Source organism: Paenibacillus solanacearum (assembly GCF_910593845.1).
Taxonomy (GTDB): domain Bacteria; phylum Bacillota; class Bacilli; order Paenibacillales; family NBRC-103111; genus Paenibacillus_G; species Paenibacillus_G solanacearum.
Window position 1 is genome coordinate 20,937 of the sequence record NZ_CAJVAS010000038.1, and the last position, 24,093, is coordinate 45,029.

At 50.2% G+C, this 24,093-nt stretch carries 27 protein-coding genes and 1 other annotated feature; all 27 genes read right to left on the minus strand.

What is annotated here, in order from left to right:
* Complete coding sequence (gene rpsC, locus KXG62_RS26815) at positions 1-666, minus strand: 30S ribosomal protein S3 (RefSeq protein WP_218095106.1); 666 nt, start codon at positions 664-666, stop codon at positions 1-3.
* A gap of 13 nt (positions 667-679) precedes the next feature.
* The gene (rplV, locus tag KXG62_RS26820; RefSeq protein WP_218095107.1) at positions 680-1,015 is read right to left on the minus strand and encodes a 50S ribosomal protein L22; all 336 of its coding nucleotides are present in this window, start codon (positions 1,013-1,015) and stop codon (positions 680-682) included.
* 43 nt (positions 1,016-1,058) lie between these two features.
* A complete protein-coding gene (rpsS, locus tag KXG62_RS26825; protein ID WP_218095108.1) occupies positions 1,059-1,343 on the minus strand; it encodes a 30S ribosomal protein S19 in 285 nt (94 codons plus the stop codon).
* A gap of 45 nt (positions 1,344-1,388) precedes the next feature.
* Positions 1,389-2,219, minus strand: coding sequence for a 50S ribosomal protein L2 (gene rplB / locus KXG62_RS26830; RefSeq protein ID WP_218095109.1), 831 nt, complete (start codon positions 2,217-2,219; stop codon positions 1,389-1,391).
* 30 nt (positions 2,220-2,249) lie between these two features.
* Positions 2,250-2,540, minus strand: a complete 291-nt coding sequence (gene rplW / locus KXG62_RS26835; protein ID WP_218095110.1) for a 50S ribosomal protein L23 — start codon at positions 2,538-2,540, stop codon at positions 2,250-2,252.
* A complete protein-coding gene (gene rplD, locus KXG62_RS26840) occupies positions 2,540-3,163 on the minus strand; it encodes a 50S ribosomal protein L4 (RefSeq protein ID WP_218095111.1) in 624 nt (207 codons plus the stop codon). Before rplD ends, rplW begins: the two co-directional genes overlap by 1 nt.
* A gap of 24 nt (positions 3,164-3,187) precedes the next feature.
* Positions 3,188-3,814, minus strand: a complete 627-nt coding sequence (gene rplC / locus KXG62_RS26845; RefSeq protein ID WP_218095112.1) for a 50S ribosomal protein L3 — start codon at positions 3,812-3,814, stop codon at positions 3,188-3,190.
* A gap of 51 nt (positions 3,815-3,865) precedes the next feature.
* Positions 3,866-4,174, minus strand: coding sequence for a 30S ribosomal protein S10 (gene rpsJ / locus KXG62_RS26850; protein ID WP_009589214.1), 309 nt, complete (start codon positions 4,172-4,174; stop codon positions 3,866-3,868).
* 239 nt (positions 4,175-4,413) lie between these two features.
* A complete protein-coding gene (gene tuf / locus KXG62_RS26855; RefSeq protein WP_218095113.1) occupies positions 4,414-5,604 on the minus strand; it encodes an elongation factor Tu in 1,191 nt (396 codons plus the stop codon).
* 32 nt (positions 5,605-5,636) lie between these two features.
* Positions 5,637-7,712 carry an elongation factor G gene (fusA, locus tag KXG62_RS26860; RefSeq protein ID WP_218095114.1) on the minus strand — a complete coding sequence of 692 codons (2,076 nt, stop codon included), beginning with the start codon at positions 7,710-7,712 and terminating at the stop codon, positions 5,637-5,639.
* 35 nt (positions 7,713-7,747) lie between these two features.
* Positions 7,748-8,218 (minus strand): 30S ribosomal protein S7, encoded by a 471-nt coding sequence (gene rpsG, locus KXG62_RS26865; protein ID WP_218095115.1) that lies wholly within the window; start codon positions 8,216-8,218, stop codon positions 7,748-7,750.
* Between the two features lie 42 nt (positions 8,219-8,260).
* Positions 8,261-8,680: a 30S ribosomal protein S12 gene (gene rpsL / locus KXG62_RS26870; RefSeq protein WP_218095116.1), complete on the minus strand. Its 420-nt coding sequence runs from the start codon at positions 8,678-8,680 to the stop codon at positions 8,261-8,263.
* 130 nt (positions 8,681-8,810) lie between these two features.
* A complete protein-coding gene (locus KXG62_RS26875; RefSeq protein WP_218095117.1) occupies positions 8,811-9,062 on the minus strand; it encodes a ribosomal L7Ae/L30e/S12e/Gadd45 family protein in 252 nt (83 codons plus the stop codon).
* Between the two features lie 148 nt (positions 9,063-9,210).
* On the minus strand, positions 9,211-12,831 hold the full coding sequence (rpoC, locus tag KXG62_RS26880; RefSeq protein ID WP_218095118.1) for a DNA-directed RNA polymerase subunit beta': 3,621 nt from the start codon (positions 12,829-12,831) through the stop codon (positions 9,211-9,213).
* A 108-nt stretch (positions 12,832-12,939) separates the two neighbouring features.
* Entirely contained in the window at positions 12,940-16,494 is a 3,555-nt protein-coding gene (gene rpoB, locus KXG62_RS26885; RefSeq protein WP_218095119.1) for a DNA-directed RNA polymerase subunit beta, read from the minus strand.
* A gap of 394 nt (positions 16,495-16,888) precedes the next feature.
* Positions 16,889-17,485: a class I SAM-dependent methyltransferase gene (locus KXG62_RS26890; protein WP_218095120.1), complete on the minus strand. Its 597-nt coding sequence runs from the start codon at positions 17,483-17,485 to the stop codon at positions 16,889-16,891.
* 131 nt (positions 17,486-17,616) lie between these two features.
* Entirely contained in the window at positions 17,617-17,979 is a 363-nt protein-coding gene (gene rplL / locus KXG62_RS26895; RefSeq protein WP_218095121.1) for a 50S ribosomal protein L7/L12, read from the minus strand.
* Between the two features lie 61 nt (positions 17,980-18,040).
* Positions 18,041-18,553: a 50S ribosomal protein L10 gene (rplJ, locus tag KXG62_RS26900; protein ID WP_218095122.1), complete on the minus strand. Its 513-nt coding sequence runs from the start codon at positions 18,551-18,553 to the stop codon at positions 18,041-18,043.
* Between the two features lie 100 nt (positions 18,554-18,653).
* Positions 18,654-18,816: a sequence feature (ribosomal protein L10 leader region), on the minus strand.
* 58 nt (positions 18,817-18,874) lie between these two features.
* The gene (gene rplA / locus KXG62_RS26905; RefSeq protein ID WP_218095123.1) at positions 18,875-19,567 is read right to left on the minus strand and encodes a 50S ribosomal protein L1; all 693 of its coding nucleotides are present in this window, start codon (positions 19,565-19,567) and stop codon (positions 18,875-18,877) included.
* Between the two features lie 163 nt (positions 19,568-19,730).
* A complete protein-coding gene (rplK, locus tag KXG62_RS26910) occupies positions 19,731-20,156 on the minus strand; it encodes a 50S ribosomal protein L11 (RefSeq protein ID WP_072338039.1) in 426 nt (141 codons plus the stop codon).
* Between the two features lie 42 nt (positions 20,157-20,198).
* Entirely contained in the window at positions 20,199-20,732 is a 534-nt protein-coding gene (gene nusG / locus KXG62_RS26915; RefSeq protein WP_218095124.1) for a transcription termination/antitermination protein NusG, read from the minus strand.
* Between the two features lie 26 nt (positions 20,733-20,758).
* Positions 20,759-20,971 carry a preprotein translocase subunit SecE gene (gene secE / locus KXG62_RS26920; protein WP_218095125.1) on the minus strand — a complete coding sequence of 71 codons (213 nt, stop codon included), beginning with the start codon at positions 20,969-20,971 and terminating at the stop codon, positions 20,759-20,761.
* A gap of 20 nt (positions 20,972-20,991) precedes the next feature.
* Positions 20,992-21,141 (minus strand): 50S ribosomal protein L33, encoded by a 150-nt coding sequence (gene rpmG / locus KXG62_RS26925; RefSeq protein WP_025851018.1) that lies wholly within the window; start codon positions 21,139-21,141, stop codon positions 20,992-20,994.
* A 446-nt stretch (positions 21,142-21,587) separates the two neighbouring features.
* Positions 21,588-22,232, minus strand: coding sequence for an RNA polymerase sporulation sigma factor SigH (sigH, locus tag KXG62_RS26930; protein ID WP_218095126.1), 645 nt, complete (start codon positions 22,230-22,232; stop codon positions 21,588-21,590).
* Positions 22,233-22,348: 116 nt separating this feature from the next.
* Positions 22,349-22,867 (minus strand): NYN domain-containing protein, encoded by a 519-nt coding sequence (locus KXG62_RS26935; RefSeq protein WP_218095127.1) that lies wholly within the window; start codon positions 22,865-22,867, stop codon positions 22,349-22,351.
* Positions 22,868-22,887: 20 nt separating this feature from the next.
* Positions 22,888-23,628, minus strand: coding sequence for a 23S rRNA (guanosine(2251)-2'-O)-methyltransferase RlmB (gene rlmB / locus KXG62_RS26940; protein ID WP_218095128.1), 741 nt, complete (start codon positions 23,626-23,628; stop codon positions 22,888-22,890).
* Between the two features lie 23 nt (positions 23,629-23,651).
* Positions 23,652-24,092, minus strand: a complete 441-nt coding sequence (locus tag KXG62_RS26945; protein WP_218095129.1) for a Mini-ribonuclease 3 — start codon at positions 24,090-24,092, stop codon at positions 23,652-23,654.
* Position 24,093 lies beyond the last annotated feature (1 nt).

The window sequence follows — 24,093 nt, forward strand, 5'->3', positions numbered from 1 at the left end:
TTAGTTGCCTCCTTCCGTAACAGCCTTTTTCTTAGCCGTTGGAAGAACTTCGCCACGATAGATCCATACTTTAACGCCGATTCGACCGTAAGTGGTATGAGCTTCAGCTGTACCGTAGTCGATGTCTGCGCGCAATGTATGAAGTGGTACCGTACCTTCGCTATAACCTTCCGTTCTAGCGATTTCCGCTCCGCCCAAACGACCGCTAACCGATGTTTTAATACCTTTGGCTCCGGCTCTCATCGTTCTTTGGATCGACTGTTTCAGTGCACGACGGAACGATACGCGACGCTCCAATTGTTGTGCAATGCTTTCAGCTACCAAGATCGCGTCCAGCTCGGAATGTTTTACTTCATTGATGTTGATGTGAACTTTCTTGCCGTTCGTCAGCTTGGAAAGATAGCCGCGGATCACTTCTACTTCGGAACCGCCTTTACCGATAACCATGCCAGGCTTGGCCGTATGAATCGTAACGTTCACGCGGTTAGCCGCACGTTCGATTTCAATGCGGGAAACTGCGGATTCTTTCAGCTTTTGTTTAAGATATTCGCGAATTTTGACATCTTCCATCAGCAAATCGCCGAAGTCTTTGCCAGCGAACCATTTGGATTCCCAGTCGCGAATAATACCAATTCTAAGTCCTACCGGGTTTACTTTCTGACCCACACGTTATCCCTCCTTATTTCTCAGATACCACCAAAGTAATGTGGCTGGTACGTTTATTAATACGGCTCGCACGACCCATAGCGCGAGGACGGAATCTCTTCAAAGTCGGTCCTTGATCTACGAAAACTTGAGCAACCACCAGATTGTTTGGATCCAGGGAGTAATTGTGCTCAGCGTTTGCGATAGCCGAGTTCAACAGCTTCTCAACGATCGGGGAAGCGGCTTTCGGCGTATGGCGCAAAATCGCGATCGCTTCGCCCACTTGCTTGCCGCGGATCAAATCAACGACGAGCTGTGCCTTTCGGGGAGCAATGCGAACATATCTTACAACGGCTTTAGCTTGTTGCATGGATGTACCTCCTCTCATTCACTTCTAAACATGATTTCTACTCTTAGCGCTTGCCGGTTTTCTTATCGTCACCAGAGTGACCTTTGTATGTGCGGGTTGGAGCAAATTCACCAAGCTTATGTCCGACCATATCTTCTGTTACATAGACTGGAACATGCTTTTTGCCATCATACACTGCAAAAGTGTGGCCGATGAATTGCGGGAAAATCGTCGAACGGCGCGACCAAGTTTTGATCACTTGCTTCTTCACACCGTCAGTACCCAATGCTTCAACTTTTTTCAAAAGATAGCCATCAACAAATGGCCCTTTTTTTAAACTGCGACCCATGCTTCGTTCCTCCCTTCTTTAACCGAAACAAGATTGACGTAGCCGTTACTTCGTGCGGCGACGAATAATATATTGGTTGGAAGCTTTGTTCTTCTTCCGTGTTTTGTAACCAAGCGTCGGTTTGCCCCATGGAGACATCGGAGATTTGCGTCCGATCGGAGAACGGCCTTCGCCACCACCGTGAGGGTGATCGTTCGGGTTCATGACGGAACCGCGAACTTCCGGTCTTTGACCGAGCCAACGGGAACGTCCGGCTTTACCGATTTTCACGAGCTCATAATCTTCGTTACCTACGGAACCGATCGTCGCGCGGCAAACTTTCAGGATTCTTCTCATCTCGCCAGAAGACAGACGCACGATCGCGTATTGCTCTTCTTTACCGAGAAGCTGAGCTTCCGTACCAGCTGCGCGTACCAATTGACCGCCTTTGCCCGGTTTCAGCTCGATGTTGTGAATCACTGTACCTACCGGGATGTTTTCCATTGGAAGCGCGTTTCCGATCTTGATGTCGGCTTCCGGACCCGATACGATTTGATCGCCAACTTTCAAGCCTTTTGGAGCGATGATGTAGCGCTTTTCGCCGTCCACATAGTGGATCAATGCGATGTTAGCGGAACGGTTCGGATCGTACTCGATTGTAGCAACGTTACCGGGTATTCCGTCTTTGTTCCGTTTGAAGTCGATAATACGGTATTTACGCTTATGTCCGCCGCCTTGGTGACGAACCGTAATTTTACCTTGGTTGTTGCGGCCTGCTTTTTTGCTTAATGGAGCGAGCAAGCTTTTCTCCGGTGTGGATGTTGTGATTTCTTCGAATGTAGAAACCGACATCGCACGTCTTGCAGGAGACGTTGGTTTATATTTTTTGATTGGCACGTGGATTCCCTCCTTACTTTACAAGGTGTTTTATACCGATTCGAAGAACTCCAGCTCTTTGCTGTCTGCGCTCAGGGTTACGATCGCTTTCTTCCATTCGGAAGTGTAACCGGAGTAACGACCATAGCGTTTCGGCTTTGCCGGCATTCTCAGCGTGTTCACATTCGTAACTTTCACTTTAAAAATTTGCTCGATCGCTTGCTTGATTTCCGTTTTGTTCGAACGGATGTCGACTTCGAAAACGTATTTCTTGTCGCTCATCATTTCGCTGGAACGTTCAGTAATGATCGGGCGCTTAATAAGATCGCGAGGGTTTTTCATTACGCAAACACCTCCTCTACTTTTTGCACCGCTTCTTTCGTAATGATCAGCTTGTCGTAAACCATAACATCAAGCACGTTGATTCCTTCAGCGGCTACAAACTTCACGCCAGGGATATTACGTGCGGACAATGCTACGTTCTCGTCATACGCTGCAGTCACTACCAAAGCTTTACGATCTACTTTAAGGTTATTTAAAATCGCCGCGAACTCTTTTGTCTTTGGAGCAGCCAGGGACAATGCATCGAGAACGATGATTTCGCTGGACTTCACCTTGGAAGACAACGCGGATTTGATCGCCAAACGACGAACTTTCTTAGGAAGCTTATAGGAATAGCTGCGAGGCGTAGGACCGAATACGACACCGCCGCCCTTCCATTGCGGGGAACGAATGCTACCCTGACGGGCGCGTCCTGTACCTTTTTGTTTCCAAGGTTTACGGCCACCGCCGCGAACTTCGGAACGACCTTTCGTTTTATGCGTACCGGCGCGAAGCGATGCACGTTGCATCAATACCGCTTCATTCAACACATGAAGATGCGGCTCGATTCCGAATACGGACTCGGACAGTTCGACTTCGCCGACCTGGGAACCACTAACGTTAAATACTGCTACTTTTGGCATCTGTTATCCTCCTTTCTTGCTATCTTACTTCTTTACCGTCGACTTCACGGTAACTACGCAATTTTTAGGACCCGGGATGGAGCCTTTGACCAGAAGCACATTGCGCTCTGCATCAACTTTAACAACTTCGAGCTTTTGAATCGTAACCGTCTCCGTACCCATATGCCCTGGCAATTTTTTGCCTTTTGGCACGCGGTTCGCTTGAATCGAACCCATGGAACCCGGACCGCGATGATAACGGGAACCGTGAGCCATCGGACCTCTGGATTGGTTATGTCTTTTGATAACGCCTTGGAACCCTTTACCTTTGGAAGTTCCTGTTACGTCAACGAATTCTCCCTCAGCGAACAAGTCAGCTTTGATTTCCTGGCCAACTTCATAATCAGACATTTGCACGCCGCGGATTTCTTTAATGTAGCGCTTAGGTGTTGCGCCTGCTTTTTTCGCATGGCCCAACTCAGGCTTAATTGCGTTCTTTTCTTTCTTGTCAGCAAAACCGATCTGGATGGCTTCGTATCCGTCGTTCTCCGAGTCCTTCTTCTGCAACACGGTGCAAGGACCTGCTTGGATTACCGTAACCGGAACTACCAATCCTTCAGGTGTAAATACTTGAGTCATCCCAAGTTTTTTACCTAAGATACCTTTTGTCATCGTTGACACCTCTTTTCCTCTCTTGCTTGTATTTATTCACATGTGTATATCTTACAGTTTGATTTCGATGTCCACACCGGACGGCAGATCCAAACGCATCAGCGCGTCAACCGTTTGCGGCGTCGGATTCACGATGTCAATCAAACGCTTGTGTGTGCGCATTTCGAATTGTTCACGCGAATCTTTGTACTTGTGAACGGCACGAAGAATCGTGATCACTTGCTTCTCAGTCGGAAGCGGAATCGGACCAGACACTCCTGCACCGGAACGCTTGGCTGTTTCCACGATCTTCTCAGCGGATTGATCCAGAACTCTGTGATCATAAGCCTTCAAACGAATACGAATCTTTTGCTTTGCCATAGTATTCCCTCCTTTTATCGCCCAATTTAGTATCGGACATACTCCGTGAAAATCTCCTGACGCCGTCCCTATGGCAAAGGGGCCGGGTGTGTCAGCAACCTCTCACATCATCGCAACGTCACAGACCAACGCTCACTATTATATAAAAAAGAAAAACAAAAAGCAAGGAAAACTTATGACATCGGCCTAAAAAATTAAAAACCCTTCATCTAAGCGATGAAGGGCTGCCGAATAGGCAATTATTTTTGGATTGTAGCAACGGCGCCAGCGCCTACCGTACGGCCACCTTCGCGAATCGCGAAGCGAGTACCTTCTTCGATCGCGATTGGAGCGATCAGTTCAACGGTAACCGTGATGTTGTCGCCAGGCATAACCATTTCAGTGCCTTCTGGCAGGTTGATGATGCCCGTCACGTCCGTCGTACGGAAGTAGAACTGAGGACGGTAGCCTGTGAAGAAAGGCTTATGACGTCCACCTTCTTCTTTAGTCAGAACGTAGATTTGAGCTGTGAAGTTCGTGTGAGGCTTAACCGAACCCGGTTTTGCCAATACTTGACCACGCTCGATGTCTTTACGATCTACACCGCGAAGCAGTGCGCCGACGTTGTCGCCCGCTTGAGCGGAGTCCAGAAGTTTACGGAACATTTCTACGCCCGTAACAACGGATTTGCGAGTTTCTTCAGCCAGACCGATGATTTCGATCTCGTCGCCTACTTTGATCGTTCCGCGCTCTACACGACCTGTAGCAACGGTACCACGACCTGTGATCGTGAACACGTCCTCTACCGGCATCAAGAAAGGCTTGTCAGTGTCGCGCTCAGGCGTAGGGATGTAAGTATCGATGTGCTCGAACAGCTCAACGATTTTATCAGCCCAAGGACCGTCTGGGTTTTGCAGAGCTTCACGAGCTGCGCCGCGAACGATCGGAGTGTCGTCGCCTGGGAACTCGTACTCGTTGAGCAGGTCGCGAACTTCCATTTCAACCAGCTCAAGGAGCTCTTCGTCTTCAACCATGTCGCATTTGTTGAGGAATACGACGATGTAAGGTACGCCTACCTGACGGGAGAGCAGGATGTGCTCGCGCGTTTGCGGCATAGGGCCGTCAGCTGCGGATACAACCAGGATCGCTCCGTCCATTTGTGCTGCGCCGGTGATCATGTTTTTAACATAGTCGGCGTGGCCTGGGCAGTCTACGTGTGCATAGTGACGGTTAGGTGTTTCGTATTCAACGTGAGCTGTGGAGATCGTGATCCCGCGCTCGCGCTCTTCTGGCGCTTTATCGATTTGGTCGAATGCTACAGCAGCACCGCCGTATTTTTTCGACAATACTGTCGTGATTGCAGCCGTCAAAGTTGTTTTACCGTGGTCAACGTGACCGATGGTACCGATGTTAACGTGCGGCTTATTACGTTCGAATTTCGCTTTTGCCATGGAAAGAAGCCTCCTTAAATAATCAATTTATATTAAGCGCCTTTGTGCTTTGCCACAATTTCTTCTGCAATGGACTTAGGCACTTCTTCATAATGCGAAATTTCCATCGAGTACACACCGCGACCTTGCGTACGGGAACGAAGTGTCGTGGAGTAACCGAACATTTCGGAAAGAGGCACTTTCGCGCGGATGATTTGTGCGCCAAAGCGTGCATCCATCCCCTCGATCCGGCCCCGGCGGGAGTTCAGGTCGCCCATAACGTCGCCCATATACTCTTCCGGAACGGTAACTTCTACTTTCATGATCGGCTCAAGCAATACAGGACGACATTTCTCGGCTGCAGCTTTGAGCGCCATGGAACCTGCGATTTTGAACGCCATTTCACTGGAGTCAACATCGTGGTAGGAACCATCCACTACAGTAGCTTTGATATCTACGAGCGGGAAGCCAGCGTATACGCCGTTCTTCATGGACTCTTCAATACCGGCTTGAATCGGAGCGACGTATTCTTTAGGAATCGCACCACCGACGATTTTGCTCTCGAACTGGAAGCCTGTGCCCGGCTCAAGAGGTTCGAATTCAACCCAGCAATGGCCGTATTGACCGCGGCCGCCGGATTGGCGAACGAACTTGCCTTCAACCTTCGCAGGCTGACGGAATGTTTCACGGTAAGCAACCTGTGGTTTACCCACGTTGGTTTCTACCTTAAACTCGCGAAGCATACGGTCAACGATGATCTCGAGGTGAAGCTCACCCATACCGGCGATAATCGTTTGGCCTGTTTCTTCGTCTGTGTGCGCGCGGAACGTCGGGTCTTCTTCGGAGAGCTTCGCAAGCGCGATACCCATCTTGTCTTGGTCAGCCTTTGTTTTCGGCTCAACCGCAAGCTGGATAACTGGCTCAGGGAAGTTCATCGACTCGAGAATAACCGGGTTCTTCTCGTCGCACAGCGTATCGCCCGTGATCGTATCTTTCAAACCTACGGCAGCTGCAATGTCACCGGCATATACTTCGGTGATCTCTTGACGGCTGTTCGCATGCATTTGAAGAATACGGCCGATCCGCTCACGCTTGCCTTTCGTTCCGTTCAATACGTACGAACCGGAGTTCAAGACACCGGAGTATACGCGGAAGAACGTAAGCTTACCGACAAACGGGTCAGTCATGATTTTGAATGCCAATGCGGCAAACGGTTGGTCGTCAGCAGATTTGCGTACAACTTCCGTACCGTCTTCCAGCGTACCTTTGATGTCAGGAACATCGATTGGAGAAGGAAGGTATGCGATAACCGCATCCAGCATCATTTGAACACCCTTATTGCGGTACGAAGAACCGCAAACAACCGGGAAGATTTTAACCGAACATACGCCTTTACGGAGTGCGCTCTTGATTTCTTCCACAGTCAGCTCTTCGCCTTCCAGGTATTTCATCATGAGTTCTTCGTCAAGCTCGGCCACTTTCTCGACCAGCTCAAGACGAAGCTCTTCCACTTGCTCCTTGAATTCCTCAGGTACATCGCCAACGATCGGATCTTTGCCCAAATCGTCTTTGTACACATAGGACTGACGCTCAATGATGTCAATCGCGCCGACAAAATCGTTCTCGGCACCGATCGGCAATTGAATCGCTACGGCATTTGCGCCAAGCTTCTCACGCATCGATTGAATTACTTGCAAGTAATCCGCACCGATGATGTCCATCTTGTTTACGTAAGCAATCCGAGGAACACCGTAACGGTCCGCCTGTCTCCAAACCGTTTCCGATTGAGGCTCAACGCCTTCCTTCGCACTGAATACACCTACAGCTCCATCCAATACGCGCAGGGAACGTTCAACTTCAACGGTGAAGTCAACGTGTCCCGGGGTGTCGATAATATTGATGCGGTGGCCTTTCCACTGAGCCGTCGTAGCGGCGGAAGTAATCGTAATCCCGCGCTCCTGTTCTTGCTCCATCCAGTCCATTGTCGCAGCACCTTCGTGAACTTCACCGATTTTGTGCGTACGTCCTGTATAGAACAAGATGCGCTCTGTCGTGGTCGTCTTACCGGCATCGATATGCGCCATGATCCCGATGTTACGCGTATCTTTTAAGGAGAACTCTCTTGCCATCAGGTTGTCTCCTTCCTAAAAGTAGGAATAATATTTTACCAACGATAGTGCGCGAACGCTTTGTTGGCTTCTGCCATTTTGTGCGTATCTTCACGCTTCTTAACGGAAGCGCCGGTGTTGTTGCTGGCATCGATAATTTCTTGAGCCAATCTTTCTTCCATTGTCTTCTCACCGCGAAGACGGGAATAGTTCACGAGCCAACGAAGACCTAACGTCGTACGGCGTTCCGGTCTTACCTCTACCGGCACCTGATAGTTGGCACCCCCAACACGGCGGGCTTTAACTTCAAGAACAGGCATGATATTCTTAATTGCTGCTTCAAACACTTCCATCGGATCTTTGCCCGTACGCTCTTGAATCGTGTTAAAAGCGTTATAAAGAATCGTTTGCGCCGTTCCTCTTTTCCCATCAATCATGATGCGGTTGATCAGACGGGTAACAAGCTTGCTATTGTAAATCGGATCTGGCAATACGTCTCTGCGAGTAACTGGACCTTTACGAGGCATAGTTATCCCCCTTTCTCAAAAAGTTCATTCTTGTTTTTGTTATTACTTCTTCACTTTCGGACGCTTAGCGCCGTACTTGGAACGAGCTTGTTTGCGGTTGTTTACACCTGCAGTGTCGAGCGCGCCACGAACGATGTGATAACGAACCCCTGGAAGGTCCTTAACACGACCGCCGCGAATCAGCACGACGCTGTGCTCTTGCAGGTTGTGTCCGATACCCGGGATGTAAGCAGTAACCTCTACACGGTTAGTCAAACGAACACGCGCGTATTTACGAAGAGCGGAGTTCGGTTTCTTTGGCGTCATGGTACCTACACGAGTACATACGCCACGCTTTTGAGGGGAGCTCAGATCCGTCGCTTCTCTTTTCAAGGCGTTGAAACCTCTTTGAAGAGCCGGGGATTTGGATTTTACAACTTTTGCTTCGCGTCCTTTACGAACGAGTTGGTTAATTGTTGGCATGTTGGCCACCTCCTTCAAGATCATGATCCTACAATTTCAAGCCCACAGATCCAGGCGAATCGTAAATGAACAAAGGAAAAGCTTTTGCCTTCGAACTTCGTGCTTTTTCTCAGACAAAAACGGATTCGTTCTATTCATTCACTACGGCAGCCATCGCGGCGCCTACTTCAATTCCACACGCTTTACCTAGCAATTTCATAGAGTCCACGTATGTTACTTTAACCCCCATTTTCTTGCAAAGGTTAACCATTTTTATCGTAATTCGCGGATCTGCATCTTTAGCAACGAAAACTTCCGAAGCAATTCCTTGCTCGACCGTTCTAGTCGCATGTTTTGTGCCGATTGTTATTTTGGCAGCCTGTTTCACTTTATCATAAGACATGAATCATATCCTCCAAAGAGACAGCTGTTTCTTATAAAATGGCACACTACGATATATTAGCATCTCGGTTTTACCGTGTCAAGGATAGACGCTTGCCTTCGAAAACTTTTTTTCATAGCTTTTCGAAGGCAAGCCGGTTAGCCTTGATTTACTCGACAGTGACCGCTTCGGCTTCTGCCAATAATTCATCTTGCTCTACCGCATTTGGATCTGTAATCCGGATATTCCGGTATCTTGGCATCCCCGTACCTGCCGGTATGAGTTTGCCGATAATAACATTCTCTTTCAAGCCGAGCAGTTGGTCGACTTTCCCTTTGATCGCAGCGTCCGTCAGTACACGAGTCGTTTCCTGGAATGATGCCGCGGACAAGAAGGAGTCGGTCTCCAGCGACGCTTTCGTAATACCAAGAAGCACCGGTTTAGCAACCGCCGGTTCATCGCCGGCAAACAGCGCCACCTTGTTCGCTTCCTCGTATTCGTGAATGTCAACGAACGATCCCGGCAGCAGCGTGGTATTCCCCGCCTCAATTATACGGATTTTCCGCAGCATCTGGCGAATCATAACCTCGATATGCTTGTCGTTGATCTCAACGCCCTGGTTCCGGTAAACGCGCTGTACTTCCTGCAAAATGTAGTTTTGCACCCCGCGGATCCCCTTGATGCGCAGCATCTCTTTCGGGTCAATGGATCCATCGGTCAGCTCGTCACCTGCCTCAACCGTTTGATTGACGGTAACCCGAATACGGGAACCGTAAGGCATCGAATATACCTTCGATTCGGCTTCGCCTTGCACTTCGATCTCGCGGCGGTCTTTCGCTTCGCGAATTTCCTTGATCACACCGTCGATCTCGGAGATCGTCGCCTGCCCTTTCGGATTCCGAGCCTCGAAAAGCTCCTGAATCCGCGGCAAACCTTGCGTAATGTCGTCGCCCGCAACACCACCGGTATGGAACGTACGCATCGTGAGCTGCGTTCCCGGTTCACCGATGGACTGCGCCGCAATAATGCCGACAGCTTCGCCAATCTCCACGTGCTGGCCTGTAGCCAAGTTGCGTCCATAGCATTTTTTGCAGACGCCGTGACGGGAACGGCAGCTGAGTACGGAGCGAATTTGCAGCTTCTCAATACCTGCTTCAATGATTCGATCGGCGATAGGCGACTCGATCAATCCATTGCGGGGCACGATAACTTCACCGGTTTTCGGATCGCGGATCGTTTCAAAGGAATAACGCCCTTCGATCCGATCGTACAGATCCTCAATCACTTCTTTGCCGTCCTGAATACGGCTTACAATGAAGCCTTTATCCGTACCGCAATCTTCGTCGCGCACAATAACGTCCTGCGCCACATCGACGAGACGACGCGTCAAGTAACCCGAGTCCGCTGTCCGGAGCGCCGTATCGGCAAGACCTTTCCGTGCGCCGTGCGTGGAAATAAAGTATTCCAATACCGTCAGGCCTTCGCGGAAGTTCGATTTGATCGGCAACTCGTAGATCCGGCCTGTCGGCGTCGCCATCAGACCACGCATCCCGCCGAGCTGAGTAATCTGCGATTTGTTACCCCGTGCTTTCGATTCAACCATCATGTTGATGGAATTATATTTGTCGAGCGATTTCATCAATACGTCGGTAATTTCGTCCTTCGCCTTGCTCCAGATCGAAATGACGCGGTCGTACCGTTCGTCATCCGTGATCAAGCCGCGGCGATATTGGTTCGTGACGACACTGACTTTATCTTCCGAATCGCGAAGAATTTCATCCTTCTCCTTCGGAACAGTAACGTCCGCCACGGCCACCGTAATACCGGCACGTGTGGAATACGTAAAGCCAAGCTGTTTGATATCATCCAAAATGACAGACGTGCGCATCGTGTGGTAACGACGGAAGCATTCTCCGATGATCGAGCCGAGGTAGTCTTTGCCGACGGCTTTCGTCTCCGGGAGTTCTTCCATTTTGCCGCGGATGTCTCCGCCTTTGCCAAATACGAAATAGTTATCCGAAATCCCGTTCAACAGATTCGCTTTGGTCGCCTCATTGATGAATGGGAAATCTGCCGGGTAAATTTCGTTGAAAATAATTTTACCGATGGACGTAATGAGCACCGCTTCTTGCTGTTCCGGCGTAAAGCTCGTTTTGTTGAGCGCTTTGGCCGGAATCGCAACGCGCGCATGCAAGGAAGCATCTCCTCTATGATAGAGCGACACAGCCTCGGATACGGTACGCAAAATGGTCCCTGCGCCCTTGGCGCGCTTGTTGTCCGTCGTCAAATAGAAGCTGCCGAGCACCATATCCTGCGAAGGCGTAACGACCGGTTTGCCGTCCTTCGGGTTCAGGATGTTGCCGGAGGCCAGCATCAGAACGCGTGCTTCCGCTTGCGCCTCTGCCGACAACGGTACGTGAACGGCCATTTGGTCACCGTCAAAGTCGGCGTTATATGCTGTACACACGAGCGGATGCAGCTTGATGGCGCGGCCTTCGACCAAGATGGGTTCGAACGCCTGGATCCCCAGTCTGTGCAGCGTGGGGGCACGGTTCAGCAGTACCGGATGTTCCCTAATGACTTCCTCCAGTACATCCCATACTTCCGGACTGACGCGCTCCACTTTGCGCTTCGCGCTCTTGATATTATGGGCAAGCCCTTTGTTTACAAGCTCTTTCATGACGAAAGGCTTAAACAATTCCAGCGCCATTTCCTTCGGCAGACCACACTGATACATCTTCAGGTTCGGTCCGACGACGATTACGGAACGGCCGGAGTAGTCAACCCGTTTGCCGAGCAAGTTTTGACGGAAACGGCCTTGTTTCCCTTTCAACATATGGCTCAGCGATTTGAGCGGACGGTTGCCCGGTCCAGTAACTGGACGACCGCGGCGGCCGTTATCGATCAACGCGTCGACGGCTTCCTGCAGCATCCGCTTCTCGTTTTGCACGATGATGTCCGGCGCACCGAGATCCAGCAGTCTCTTCAGACGGTTGTTCCGGTTGATGACGCGGCGGTACAAATCGTTCAAGTCGGACGTGGCGAAACGTCCGCCGTCCAGCTGCACCATCGGACGAAGCTCCGGCGGGATGACCGGCAGTACGTCCAGTACCATCCACTCCGGCATATTTTTCGAATTACGGAAAGCTTCCATGACTTCCAGACGTTTGATCGCCCGGTTGCGGCGCTGGCCTTGAGCGGTTTTGAGCTCTTCCTTCAGCGTGTCGACTTCTTTCTCGATGTCGATGTCCTGAAGCAGCTTTTTGACCGCTTCCGCACCCATGCCTGCCTGGAATGCGTAACCGTATTTCTCTCTATAACTGCGGTATTCCTTCTCGGAGAGCAGCTGCTTTTTCTCCAGCGGCGTATCCCCCGGGTCGGTCACAACATAAGATGCAAAATAAATGATCTCTTCCAGGGAACGAGGCGACATATCGAGCGCAAGGCCCATGCGGCTCGGAATCCCTTTGAAGTACCAAATATGCGATACCGGCGCAGCCAGTTCGATATGCCCCATGCGTTCGCGACGCACTTTTTGACGGGTAACTTCGACGCCGCAGCGGTCACAAACGACGCCCTTGTAACGAACGCGTTTGTATTTGCCGCAGTGGCACTCCCAGTCTTTGGTCGGCCCGAAAATCTTCTCGCAAAACAGCCCTTCTTTTTCAGGCTTAAGCGTCCTGTAGTTGATCGTTTCGGGCTTCTTCACTTCGCCACGGGACCAAGAGCGGATTTTATCCGGTGAAGCCAGACCGATCTTCATATATTCGAAATTGTTAACGTCTATCAAGGAGCAACCCTCCTCCAACTTTTGTGGAACGTACTGCACCCGAACGGATGCGAGATGCTAGTGGTGCGTGCTATAGTGCCCACGACAAACGACTAACGCAAACGTTTATTATTCGACGCCAAGTTCCGCGCCTTCAAGATTGAGGTTCAGCTTATCGCTCGATACCTCATCATCTTCATCCATTTCCTTCATTTCGATCTCTTCTTCATTCTCGGACAAGATTTTCACGTCCATGCCTAAGCTCTGAAGCTCTTTGATCAATACTTTGAAGGATTCCGGTACACCCGGCTCCGGTACGTTCTCGCCTTTGACGATCGATTCGTACGTTTTGACCCGTCCGACCACGTCATCGGATTTGACAGTCAATATTTCTTGCAGCGTATACGCCGCGCCGTATGCCTCGAGGGCCCACACTTCCATCTCCCCGAAGCGCTGTCCGCCGAACTGCGCCTTACCGCCGAGCGGCTGCTGCGTAACGAGTGAGTATGGTCCTGTCGAGCGAGCATGGATTTTATCGTCAACCATGTGCGCCAGTTTGATCATGTACATGACGCCGACCGTTACTTCACGTTCGAACGGCTCACCTGTACGACCGTCATACAGCAGCGTCTTGCCGTTGCGCTGCATTCCGGCTTCTTCCATCGTATCGAACACGTCATACTCGCGTGCGCCGTCAAATACCGGTGTGGCTGTATGAATGCCGAGGAATCTGGCAGCCATGCCAAGGTGAACCTCGAGCACCTGACCGATGTTCATCCGCGAAGGAACGCCGAGCGGGTTCAGCACAACTTCAACCGGTGTACCGTCCGGCATGAACGGCATGTCCTCCTCCGGCAGAATGCGCGCGATAACCCCTTTGTTCCCGTGGCGTCCTGCCATCTTATCGCCCTCGGAAATTTTCCGTTTCTGAGCGATATATACGCGAACCAGCTGGTTAACGCCCGGCGGCAGCTCGTCGCCATTCTCTCGTGTGAACACCTTCACGTCGACGACGATCCCGTCCGTACCGTGAGGTACACGAAGGGAAGTATCACGTACTTCGCGAGCTTTCTCGCCGAAGATCGCATGAAGCAATCTTTCTTCCGCAGTCAGCTCGGTAACCCCTTTCGGCGTTACTTTACCGACCAAGATATCTCCGGCCGCGATTTCCGCCCCGACGCGGATAATGCCGCGTTCGTCGAGATTTTTCAGCGCGTCTTCGCCGACGTTCGGGATATCTCGGGTTATTTCTTCCGGCCCCAGCTTCGTATCGCGGGATTCGGATTCATATTCCTCGATGTGAATGGACGTATACACGTCTTCTTTCACAAGCCTCTCGCTAAGCAAGATCGCATCCTCGTAGTTGTAGCCTTCCCACGTCATGAAGGCAACGACGACGTTGCGGCCCAGCGCCAGTTCGCCCTGCTCCGTTGAAGGACCGTCGGCCAAAATGTCGCCTACGCGCACTTGCTCGCCTTTATGGCAAATCGGACGCTGGTTGATGCATGTTCCTTGGTTGGAACGTAAAAACTTATGGAGCTTATGCTTGATCAAGTCACCGTTAACCAGACGGCCATCGACCATCTCCTGGCGGCGAACCCAAATTTCATTCGCAGATACGCGCTCCACGACACCGTTCACTTTGGAAACGATACATACGCCGGAGTCTTTGGCCGACTTATGCTCCATGCCCGTACCGACGAGCGGCGACTTCGGAATGAGAAGCGGTACCGCCTGCCGCTGCATGTTCGAACCCATAAGCGCACGGTTGGAGTCGTCATTTTCAAGGAATGGAATGAGCGCTGTCGCCACGGACACAACCTGCTTCGGCGATACGTCCATATAGTCGACGCGGTCTTTAGGAAGCGTCAAAATATCGTCTTTGTAACGAACGATAACCGTATCGTTAGCGAATTTGCCTTCTTCCGTAAGCTCGGCGTTCGCCTGTGCGACAACGTAGTTATCTTCCTCGTCAGCGGTCAAATAAGCAATATCGTCTGTGACGATACCCGTATTCGGATCAACGCGGCGGTACGGCGCTTCGATAAAACCGAACTCGTTCACACGCGCAAAGGTGGAGAGCGAGTTGATCAAACCGATGTTCGGACCTTCCGGCGTTTCGATCGGGCACATCCGTCCATAGTGAGAGTGATGCACGTCGCGCACTTCAAAGCCTGCGCGTTCCCTTGTCAAACCGCCGGGTCCGAGAGCGGACAAACGGCGTTTGTGCGTCAGTTCGGCCAGCGGGTTCGTCTGGTCCATAAACTGCGACAACTGGGAGCTGCCGAAAAACTCTTTAATCGATGCGATAACAGGACGAATGTTAATGAGCTGCTGCGGCGTAATCGTGTTGACATCCTGAATGGACATCCGTTCGCGCACAACGCGCTCCATCCGGGACAACCCGATACGGAACTGGTTCTGCAGCAATTCGCCCACGGAACGCAACCGACGGTTACCCAAGTGGTCGATATCATCCGTGCTGCCGATGCCATGAAGCAGGTTCATGAAATAGTTGATCGAAGCGATGATATCCGCAGGGGTAATGTTTTTGATCGACTTGTCGATCTTGCCGTTGGCGATGACTTTCACGATTTTCCCGTCATCAATCGGAGAATACACGTCAATCGCCTGCAGCGGAATTTGATTCGTTTCCATAACCCCGTTGACGGCAGTATATTCTTTGAAGCCAACGCTCTCTTCGAGATAAGGCATAATAGAATCAAGCAAACGGCGATCGATCAACTGGCCCGCCTCGGCAATAATTTCCCCAGTGGCGGTATCGACCAGCGTTTCAGCCAAACGCTGATTGAACAGCCGGTTTTTGATATGCAGCTTTTTGTTGATTTTGTAACGGCCGACATTAGCCAAATCGTAGCGCTTCGGATCGAAGAAACGAGCGACCAGCAAGCTTCTGGCATTATCGAGCGTCGGCGGTTCGCCTGGACGCAAGCGTTCGTAAATTTCGATCAGCGCTTTGTCCGTCGAATCGGTGTTATCCTTGTCCAACGTGTTGCGGATATACTCGTTATCGCCGAGCAGATTAATAATCTCCGCATCGGTACCGAAACCGAGCGCTCTCAGCAGCACGGTGACTGGAATTTTCCGCGTCCGGTCGATTCGAACGTAGACGATGTCTTTAGCGTCGGTCTCGAGCTCAAGCCATGCGCCCCGGTTCGGAATGACCGTAGCCGTGTATGTTTTCTTGCCATTCTTATCGACTTTCGTGCTAAAATAAACGCTAGGAGAACGAACCAGCTGACTGACGATAACCCGTTCGGCGCCGTTAATGATAAACGTACCCGTCTCCGTCATCAGAGGAAAATCGCCCATAAATACTTCCTGCTCTTTTACCTCTCCGGTTTCCTTATTAATCAACCGAACTTTCACACGAAGCGGTGCTGCAAAGGTGACGTCGCGTTCCTTGGATTCATCAACCGAGTATTTGGGCTCACCCAAGCTATAGTCAATAAACTCCAACACCAAATTCCCCGTAAAATCCTGTATCGGGGAAATATCCTGAAACATTTCGCGCAGCCCTTCATCCAAAAACCACTGATATGATTTTTGCTGGATCTCAATCAGGTTCGGAATATCCAAAACCTCATTGATGCGCGCGTACGACCTGCGTTTACGTCGACCTAATTGAACAAGATGACCCGCCAACTTAGATTCACCCCTCATGTCTACTCAATGGAACAAAATAAAAGCCTCTTGGGAAGCCTTCTCGAGTAAATATTGCCCGAAGTTGGAACTTCTTTAGGAAGCTTCTAATTACTGAAATGAGAATTGGAGACTTTCCTATCACTTTCCGCATTTTTCCTCATACCATGTAGGTTTCACCTAAAATTTAAACATTATACGTTGAATGCCTTAATTTTATACACTACATGCAGGAAAAATATTTCTTGACATTTTAGCCAACTAAAGACATATATCCCAATCATAATGCTGACATTTTATAATAATACCACAGTCGAAATATCAAGTCAACATATTTTCCTGAGGCGGAATATAACGGCTAACTTTCGAATCCTAGAATTTCACTTAACCGGCATATTCCGCCTCAGGCTGGCTTCTATTTGGTCGCCTTCAGTATCCAGTAGCCTTTATCGCGCTCCACTTCCGCTACTTCGGCAAACAGAGACTCCAGCTTCTTGACGGCAGATGGGGCTCCCTGTTTCTTCTGGATGACAACCCAGAGCGAGCCGCCAGGTGCGAGCGCCTCATATGCCTGCTCAAAAATGCGATGCACCGTATCCTTCCCTGCGCGAATCGGCGGGTTCGTAAGCACCGCGTCGAACGTGCGGCCAGCCACTTGCTCCAGAAGATCGCTCTGCACGATCTCGACATTAGCAATCTGATTGCGCTTCGCATTGAGCTTCGCCAGTTCGATGGCCCGTTCGTTGATGTCAACCATCGTAACTGTCCCTTTACCCGCAATTACGGCCGCCGCGAGCCCGATCGGTCCATAGCCGCAGCCTACATCCAGAACTTTCGCCTCTTCCGGCAGCCGTACCGTTTCGATGAGCAGCTTGGAGCCGTAATCAATCCCTCGTTTGGAGAAGACACCGGCATCGGTTGTAAATGCAAACTTCCGTCCGATCATTATTTCTTCGATCGTGTGCTGATCGTGGGCCGTACTTGGCTTCTGGGAATAATAATGCTCCGACAAGCCGCATCACCCTCCTACAAGATACATTCGTGACTTGGATGAAACCTTTATTGAAAAGGAATTTCTTAATCTTAAAAGAAAACCCCTTGAAGAGTCGCCTCTGCAAGGGGTCTTTTACATGCAAATCCGTATTACTTCACTTCTACGGCAGCGCCTGCTTCTTCCAATTTTGCTTTAACGGCTTCAGCTTCTTCTTTGGATACTTTCTCTTTAAGCGCCTTCGGTGCGTTGTCTACGAGATCTTTTGCTTCTTTCAAGCCGAGGCCTGTAATTTCGCGAACAACTTTGATAACGTTGATTTTGGAAGCGCCAGCGCTTGTCAAAATTACGTCGAATTCTGTTTGCTCAGCAACTTCTGCTGCTCCGCCGCCTGCTACTACAGCTACAGGAGCTGCTGCTGTTACGCCGAATTCTTCTTCGATTGCTTTAACCAGGTCGTTCAGTTCAAGTACAGTCATGCCTTTGATGGCTTCCAAGATTTGCTCTTTGCTCATGGTTAAACCTCCATTTATCGTTCGATATGAATTTTTTTAGGATGCGAAAAGCTTGTAATCATTAAGCTTCTTGTGCGCCGCCTTCTTGCTTCTCGGCCACAGCCTTAACCGCAAGGGCGAAGTTGCGAACAGGTGCTTGGAGCACGCTGAGCAACATGGACAGAAGACCTTCTCTGGAAGGAAGTTCTGCCAACGCTTTGATTTGGCTGAAATCAACCACTTTACCTTCTACGACACCGGCTTTTACGCTCAGTTGCTCGTTTTTCTTGGCGAAATCCGTCAAGATTTTGGCCGGAGTCACGATGTCGTCCTTGCTGAATGCAATCGCGGTAGGACCGCTCAAGTACTCATCCAGTGCAGACAACTCGGATGCTGCCGTAGCGCGGCGAACCAACGTATTTTTCAATACTTGGAACTCAACGCCTGCTTCACGCAATTGCTTGCGAAGCTCAGTCACTTGAGCTACGTTCAAACCGCGGTAATCCGCAACGATCGCGCAGGAGCTTTCTTTCAGCTTGTCGCTTACTTCTGTCACTTGCGCCGCTTTTTGCTCGATAATTTTCGCGTTTGCCATATTTGCACCTCTTTTCATGCAGCGATTTTACAACTTCATTGTGCGAAGCTTACCCTCGTAAACGCCCCGATCACATGCGTGCATCTGTCCGGCATTTCTCCAATACATGAGAAATGCCTTCGCAGACAAGGCGAAGGCATGATCATTCCTGAATTCTTTGAACTATTAAGCAAAGAATACCGAACTTATATCATAACACCTCGGTAGGAAATTAAGCCTCCAAGAGAAGCACCTACTGTCTACGGTAAGCATATTCGTTTGTTAGACCTTTAACAGGTTAGCATGGTTGACTATAGAAAGTCAACTGTAAAGCTATTCCTATTATCGGAGGTTAGCCGCGTTGACGCGAGCGCCCGGTCCCATAGTGGAGGAAACCGCAACGTTCTTCAAGTAAACGCCTTTTGCTGCAGCAGGCTTCGCTCTGTTCAGCGCGTCGATGAGCGCTTTAAAGTTCTCAGCAAGCTTCTCAGCGTCGAAGGACACTTTACCGATCGGCGCGTGGATTTGTCCGGCTTTATCCAGACGGTATTCGATTTTACCTGCCTTGATTTCCTGAACGGCTTTCGCTACGTCAAACGTAACGGTACCCGCTTTCGGGTTCGGCATCAAACCTTTACCACCCAAGATACGGCCGAGTTTACCGACTTCACTCATCATGTCCGGCGTAGCTACGCAGACATCGAAGTCGAACCAACCTTGTTGGATTTTGTTGATCATGTCTTGATCGCCTACGAAGTCAGCGCCAGCCGCTTCCGCTTCTTTTGCTTTGTCCCCTTTGGCAAATACAAGAACACGTTTTGTTTTACCAGTACCGTGTGGCAGTACAACGACGCCGCGGACAGCCTGGTCTTGTTTTCTTGGGTCTACGCCCAAACGTACGGCCACTTCAACAGTTTCGTCGAACTTGGCACGTGCGGTCTTTTTCACAAGCTCGATCGCTTCAAGCGGCTCATAGAACGCTTCAGAATCGATCTGCTTGGCTACTTCGAGGTAATTCTTACCGTGTTTAGCCATTGTTAGTCCTCCTAAGTGGTATTAGCGGAATGTCCTCCCACTGATAGTGCAATCATTACACATGTGAAACTGTGTTGATTGTCACTGACCATGCAACCGTTACATAGGCGAAGCTATGTCGGTTGTCATGTATGTGCAGCTGTTAATCGGTTGTGCAATCGAATTAGTCTTCGATTACGACGCCCATGCTGCGAGCTGTACCTTCAACCATACGCATAGCCGCTTCCACGGATGCCGCGTTCAGGTCAGGCATTTTTTGCTCAGCGATTTCGCGTACTTTCGAACGCTTTACAGTTGCAACCTTCTTTTTGTTCGGTTCGCCGGATCCTTTTTCGATCCCTGCAGCTACGCGCAGCAATACGGCAGCCGGAGGCGTTTTCGTCTCAAATGTGAAGGAGCGATCTTCAAATACCGTGATAACGACAGGGATGATCAAGCCAGCTTGGTCGGCTGTACGGGCGTTGAATTCTTTACAAAACGCCATGATGTTAACCCCTGCTTGACCGAGTGCAGGACCGATCGGCGGTGCCGGATTCGCTTTACCTGCAGGAACTTGAAGCTTTACCATTTTGATGACCTTTTTTGCCATTGTGTGACACCTCCTCGTTCTAGTATGGCAGTTTGCACCGCATTACAGCTTTTCCACTTGGTGGTAGTCAAGCTCAACCGGCGTTTCTCTACCAAACATGTTGACATGAACTTTCAACTTGCTTTTGTCCACAAGTATTTCTTCAACCGTACCGACAAAGTTGGCGAAAGGCCCGACTTTGACGCGAACGGTATCCTTGAGCTCGAAATCGATTTTCGGCTTCGGCTCTTCAATACCCATGTGTTTAAGGATCGAATCCACTTCCTCGGGAAGCAGCGCCGTCGGTTTCGAACCGGATCCGGTCGAACCTACGAACCCGGTAACGCCGGGCGTATTGCGCACGACATACCAGGAATCGTCCGTCTGGATCATCTCCACAAGCACGTACCCTGGGTACACTTTGCGCATGACCGTCTTCTTCTTGCCATCCTTATTCACAAGTTCTTCTTCCATAGGCACAAGCACTCGAAAGATCTTGTCCTTCATGTCCATGGATTCAACACGTTTTTCCAAGTTTGCCTTTACCTTGTTCTCATACCCCGAATAGGTATGTACGACGTACCATCTTTTCTCCATTTCCATAGCGCCACCCATTGTCATCATCATTGGAATACAAGGCGAAGCAGCTCAGAAATACCCAAGTCAAGAACGTAGAAGTACAACGTCACGAAGGCGACCGTAAATAATACAACCAGCGTATAGCTAGTCATTTCCTTACGTGTAGGCCACTTGACTTTCTTCAATTCAGACCAGCAGTCCGTGAAAAAAGAAAACGTGCTGCCAAACCCTTGCTTCATTCTAGCCAAAAAGGCCATGGCCTGCACACCTCCAAAAACTAGCGAGTTTCGCGATGAGCGGTTTGTTCATTGCAAAACTTGCAATATTTCTTAAGCTCCATGCGGTCAGGATGGTTGCGCTTATTTTTGGTGGATGTATAGTTTCTTTGCTTGCAGTTTGTGCACGCTAACGTGATGATCACCCGCATGATGTACACCTCCTACGTTCTAGCCCTAATTTTTTTCACACTTAAGCGATCAGCAAAAAAAGCCCCAAAGCTTAAGGCTACCAAAATACTTTAGCACACGCCCTTTTTTCTGTCAAGGAAAAAGGATTAACATGAACAATCCGCCCCGCGTCTTCCCATTATTGGCAAACCTAGCGGGTCTTAAACACAACCGAAAACGCAAAATAGTTGACATCAGGGAACGCCTGTTCTACTATAGAAGTATCCAATAAACGGAAACCGTGCCGTGCGGCACGTACCGTCCATAGAAATGCAGGCAAAATAAAAAGGCCCCTGCTTCGTAGCAACGGCACTTATTTAAGAAAAGCATCGAATCGGGACTATGAATTATACATACATTCGTCGGTTCGTTGAAAGATGAGAACAGTTAAACACCAGTTCTGACTTACATTTTCTGAATCCTGGTACTAAGCATCCCGTACTTCCAAGTATCTCTCAAGCTTGCGCTTCACTCGCTGCAGCGCATTGTCGATCGACTTTACGTGCCGATCCAAATCAACGGCAATTTCCTGATAAGACCGGCCATCCAAATACAGCATCAATACTCTGCGCTCAAGATCGCTCAAGATTTCTCCCATCTTATCTTCCAGACCGCTAAACTCTTCCTGGTTAATGATCAGTTCCTCCGGATCGGAAACCCGGGAGCCGCAAATGACATCGAGCAGCGTACGATCGGAATCTTCATCATAAATAGGCTTGTCCAGCGAAACGTAAGAATTCAAAGGAATATGTTTCTGGCGGGTAGCGGTTTTGATAGCCGTAATGATCTGGCGGGTAATACAAAGCTCGGCAAACGCCTTGAAGGATGATAGTTTGTCGCCGCGAAAGTCTCGAATCGATTTGTACAGGCCGATCATGCCTTCCTGCACAATATCTTCTCTGTCAGCTCCGATCAAAAAATAAGAACGCGCTTTGGCGCGAACAAAATTCTTGTACTTATTGATCAGATATTCGAGCGCATCGCTGTCGCCTTCGCGGACCGAATCCACAATATCTTCGTCTGCCTTGAGGTCGTATTCGTACATTCTCAGTTCTTTGAGGTCGACACTCACCAATATCCCTCCGGCCCTGCGCTTCAAAGATAGGATTAGTATACATTATGTAATCTATCACCGTCAACAAGATTACGCTTGAAAAAGCTTCATATTACGAGACTTTCAGGCATATTTCAACGCCCTCTTCTCCACTTTTCGAACATCGCCTTGACATCATCTGTCAGCCTGCTGTCGAAAGAATTATGTCTACTAGCCTGGTTATCCTCTTCGATTTTCTTCCGTATTTCCTGCCGGGCTTGCCTCACTTTAACCAGCAGTTCGCTGGCCGGCACCCGAAATGCCCCTTTGCCGAAAATGACGTGCTGCTCGGTCATGTCGCTGGTAGCCACGTAGATTTGTTTGCGACGGCCGATATGAGCGGTTACAAGCCGCTCTATCAATTCATCGGCCGTCTCTTTTTCTTTGGTAAAATAGACGGGGAGCTTATGATGCACGTCTTTGCGTCCGAGCCCGGGCACATAATAAGCGTCAAATACAAGAATGACCTTCATTCCTGAAAACGACTGGTACTCCCCCATGATGGCGATCAGCCGGTCGCGCGCCTCTTCCAGCCGAATGTCCTTCAGCTTCTGCAGCTCCGGCCAAGCGCCGATGATGTTGTAGCCGTCCACAATTAAAATTTCTTGAATCATTCACATTTGCCTCGCCGTCGCTATTGAGCGGCCATACGCTGACGGACCACTTCATACATCAAGACGGAAGCGGCGACGGAGGCGTTTAAGGAGTTGATTTGACCGAACATAGGCAGCTTCAGCAGAAAATCGCATTTTTCCTTGATCAGCCGCCCTACCCCTTTGCTCTCGTTCCCGATCACGATGGCGATCGGCAAATTGAGGTTCGTTGCATACACATGCTGCTTCGCGTCCACATCCGTTCCGGCGATCCACAGCCCGAGCTCCTTCAATTGCTCGATCGTCTGCGCCAAGTTGGTCACCCGCGCGACGGGAACATACTCTACCGCCCCTGCCGATGTTTTCGAGACGGCTGCCGTCAAGCCGACGGAACGCCGTTTCGGAATAATAACCCCATGTACGCCCGTGCAATCGGCCGAACGCAATATCGAGCCAAGGTTATGCGGATCCTCGATTTCATCCAGAATAAGAAGGAACGGCTGCTCCCCCTTCTCCGCGGCTTTGGCCAACAAATCTTCCACCTCGACGTATTCATAGGCAGCCACCTGCGCAACGACGCCCTGGTGCTGCACGCCGGCAGCCATTTGATCCAGCTTCCGCTTGTCCGCAAACTGAACGATCACGCCGTTTTGCTTCGCTTCGGCAATAATCGGCTGCGTCAACTGTTTTTGCGCCTGCTCGGCGATCCATATTTTATTGATCGTTCGACCGGAGCGGAGCGCTTCAAGCACGGAATGCTTGCCTCCAATAAATTCTTCCATGTCGTGATCCCCTTTCTATTCTTCTATCCGGAAATGCTGTGGTCGAGCGAGCGCATCATCAGATGCTTCAGCCGTTCCCACCGCTGCATGTAATATAAATAGCCGATCAGACATTCGAACGCCGTGCTGTGACGGTATTCCAATATATCGGCGTTTTTGGCCGATGTACCCGATTTGGCGTTACGTCCCCGCTTCACGATATCGACTTCTTCCTCCGTCAGCTCAGGCATCCAGCGCTCCAGCGCACGGGCTTGCGCTTTGGCGGACACATACTGCGTCGCCTGACGATGGAGGTGATTGGGCCGGTGATTCGGCTGCGATACGACATATTGCCGCACGAACACCTCATAGATCGCATCGCCCATATAAGCCAGCACCAAAGGATTCAGCAGCTTCGGGTCGCGCGCCGGCGGAAAATCGAACAATGGGATTCCTCCCGCAATGGACAGATCATCCGGCGCCATT

Excerpts from the sequence above, each read along its gene's own strand:
- tuf (WP_218095113.1), bottom strand. The coding sequence starts at position 5,604 with ATGGCAAAAGCGAAATTCGAACGTAATAAGCCGCACGTTAACATCGGT.
- rplL (WP_218095121.1), bottom strand. The coding sequence starts at position 17,979 with ATGAGCAAAGAGCAAATCTTGGAAGCCATCAAAGGCATGACTGTACTT.
- rplK (WP_072338039.1), bottom strand. The coding sequence starts at position 20,156 with ATGGCAAAAAAGGTCATCAAAATGGTAAAGCTTCAAGTTCCTGCAGGT.
- rpsJ (WP_009589214.1), bottom strand. The coding sequence starts at position 4,174 with ATGGCAAAGCAAAAGATTCGTATTCGTTTGAAGGCTTATGATCACAGA.
- rplC (WP_218095112.1), bottom strand. The coding sequence starts at position 3,814 with ATGACAAAAGGTATCTTAGGTAAAAAACTTGGGATGACTCAAGTATTT.
- rlmB (WP_218095128.1), bottom strand. The coding sequence starts at position 23,628 with ATGGAAGAATTTATTGGAGGCAAGCATTCCGTGCTTGAAGCGCTCCGC.
- rplD (WP_218095111.1), bottom strand. The coding sequence starts at position 3,163 with ATGCCAAAAGTAGCAGTATTTAACGTTAGTGGTTCCCAGGTCGGCGAA.
- rplW (WP_218095110.1), bottom strand. The coding sequence starts at position 2,540 with ATGAAAAACCCTCGCGATCTTATTAAGCGCCCGATCATTACTGAACGT.
- fusA (WP_218095114.1), bottom strand. The coding sequence starts at position 7,712 with ATGGCAAGAGAGTTCTCCTTAAAAGATACGCGTAACATCGGGATCATG.
- rpsG (WP_218095115.1), bottom strand. The coding sequence starts at position 8,218 with ATGCCTCGTAAAGGTCCAGTTACTCGCAGAGACGTATTGCCAGATCCG.
- rplV (WP_218095107.1), bottom strand. The coding sequence starts at position 1,015 with ATGCAACAAGCTAAAGCCGTTGTAAGATATGTTCGCATTGCTCCCCGA.
- rpsS (WP_218095108.1), bottom strand. The coding sequence starts at position 1,343 with ATGGGTCGCAGTTTAAAAAAAGGGCCATTTGTTGATGGCTATCTTTTG.
- KXG62_RS26945 (WP_218095129.1), bottom strand. The coding sequence starts at position 24,092 with ATGGCGCCGGATGATCTGTCCATTGCGGGAGGAATCCCATTGTTCGAT.
- KXG62_RS26935 (WP_218095127.1), bottom strand. The coding sequence starts at position 22,867 with ATGATTCAAGAAATTTTAATTGTGGACGGCTACAACATCATCGGCGCT.
- rplJ (WP_218095122.1), bottom strand. The coding sequence starts at position 18,553 with ATGGCAAACGCGAAAATTATCGAGCAAAAAGCGGCGCAAGTGACAGAA.
- rplA (WP_218095123.1), bottom strand. The coding sequence starts at position 19,567 with ATGGCTAAACACGGTAAGAATTACCTCGAAGTAGCCAAGCAGATCGAT.
- rpoB (WP_218095119.1), bottom strand. The coding sequence starts at position 16,494 with ATGAGGGGTGAATCTAAGTTGGCGGGTCATCTTGTTCAATTAGGTCGA.
- KXG62_RS26875 (WP_218095117.1), bottom strand. The coding sequence starts at position 9,062 with ATGTCTTATGATAAAGTGAAACAGGCTGCCAAAATAACAATCGGCACA.
- rpmG (WP_025851018.1), bottom strand. The coding sequence starts at position 21,141 with ATGCGGGTGATCATCACGTTAGCGTGCACAAACTGCAAGCAAAGAAAC.
- secE (WP_218095125.1), bottom strand. The coding sequence starts at position 20,971 with ATGGCCTTTTTGGCTAGAATGAAGCAAGGGTTTGGCAGCACGTTTTCT.
- nusG (WP_218095124.1), bottom strand. The coding sequence starts at position 20,732 with ATGGAGAAAAGATGGTACGTCGTACATACCTATTCGGGGTATGAGAAC.
- rpsL (WP_218095116.1), bottom strand. The coding sequence starts at position 8,680 with ATGCCAACAATTAACCAACTCGTTCGTAAAGGACGCGAAGCAAAAGTT.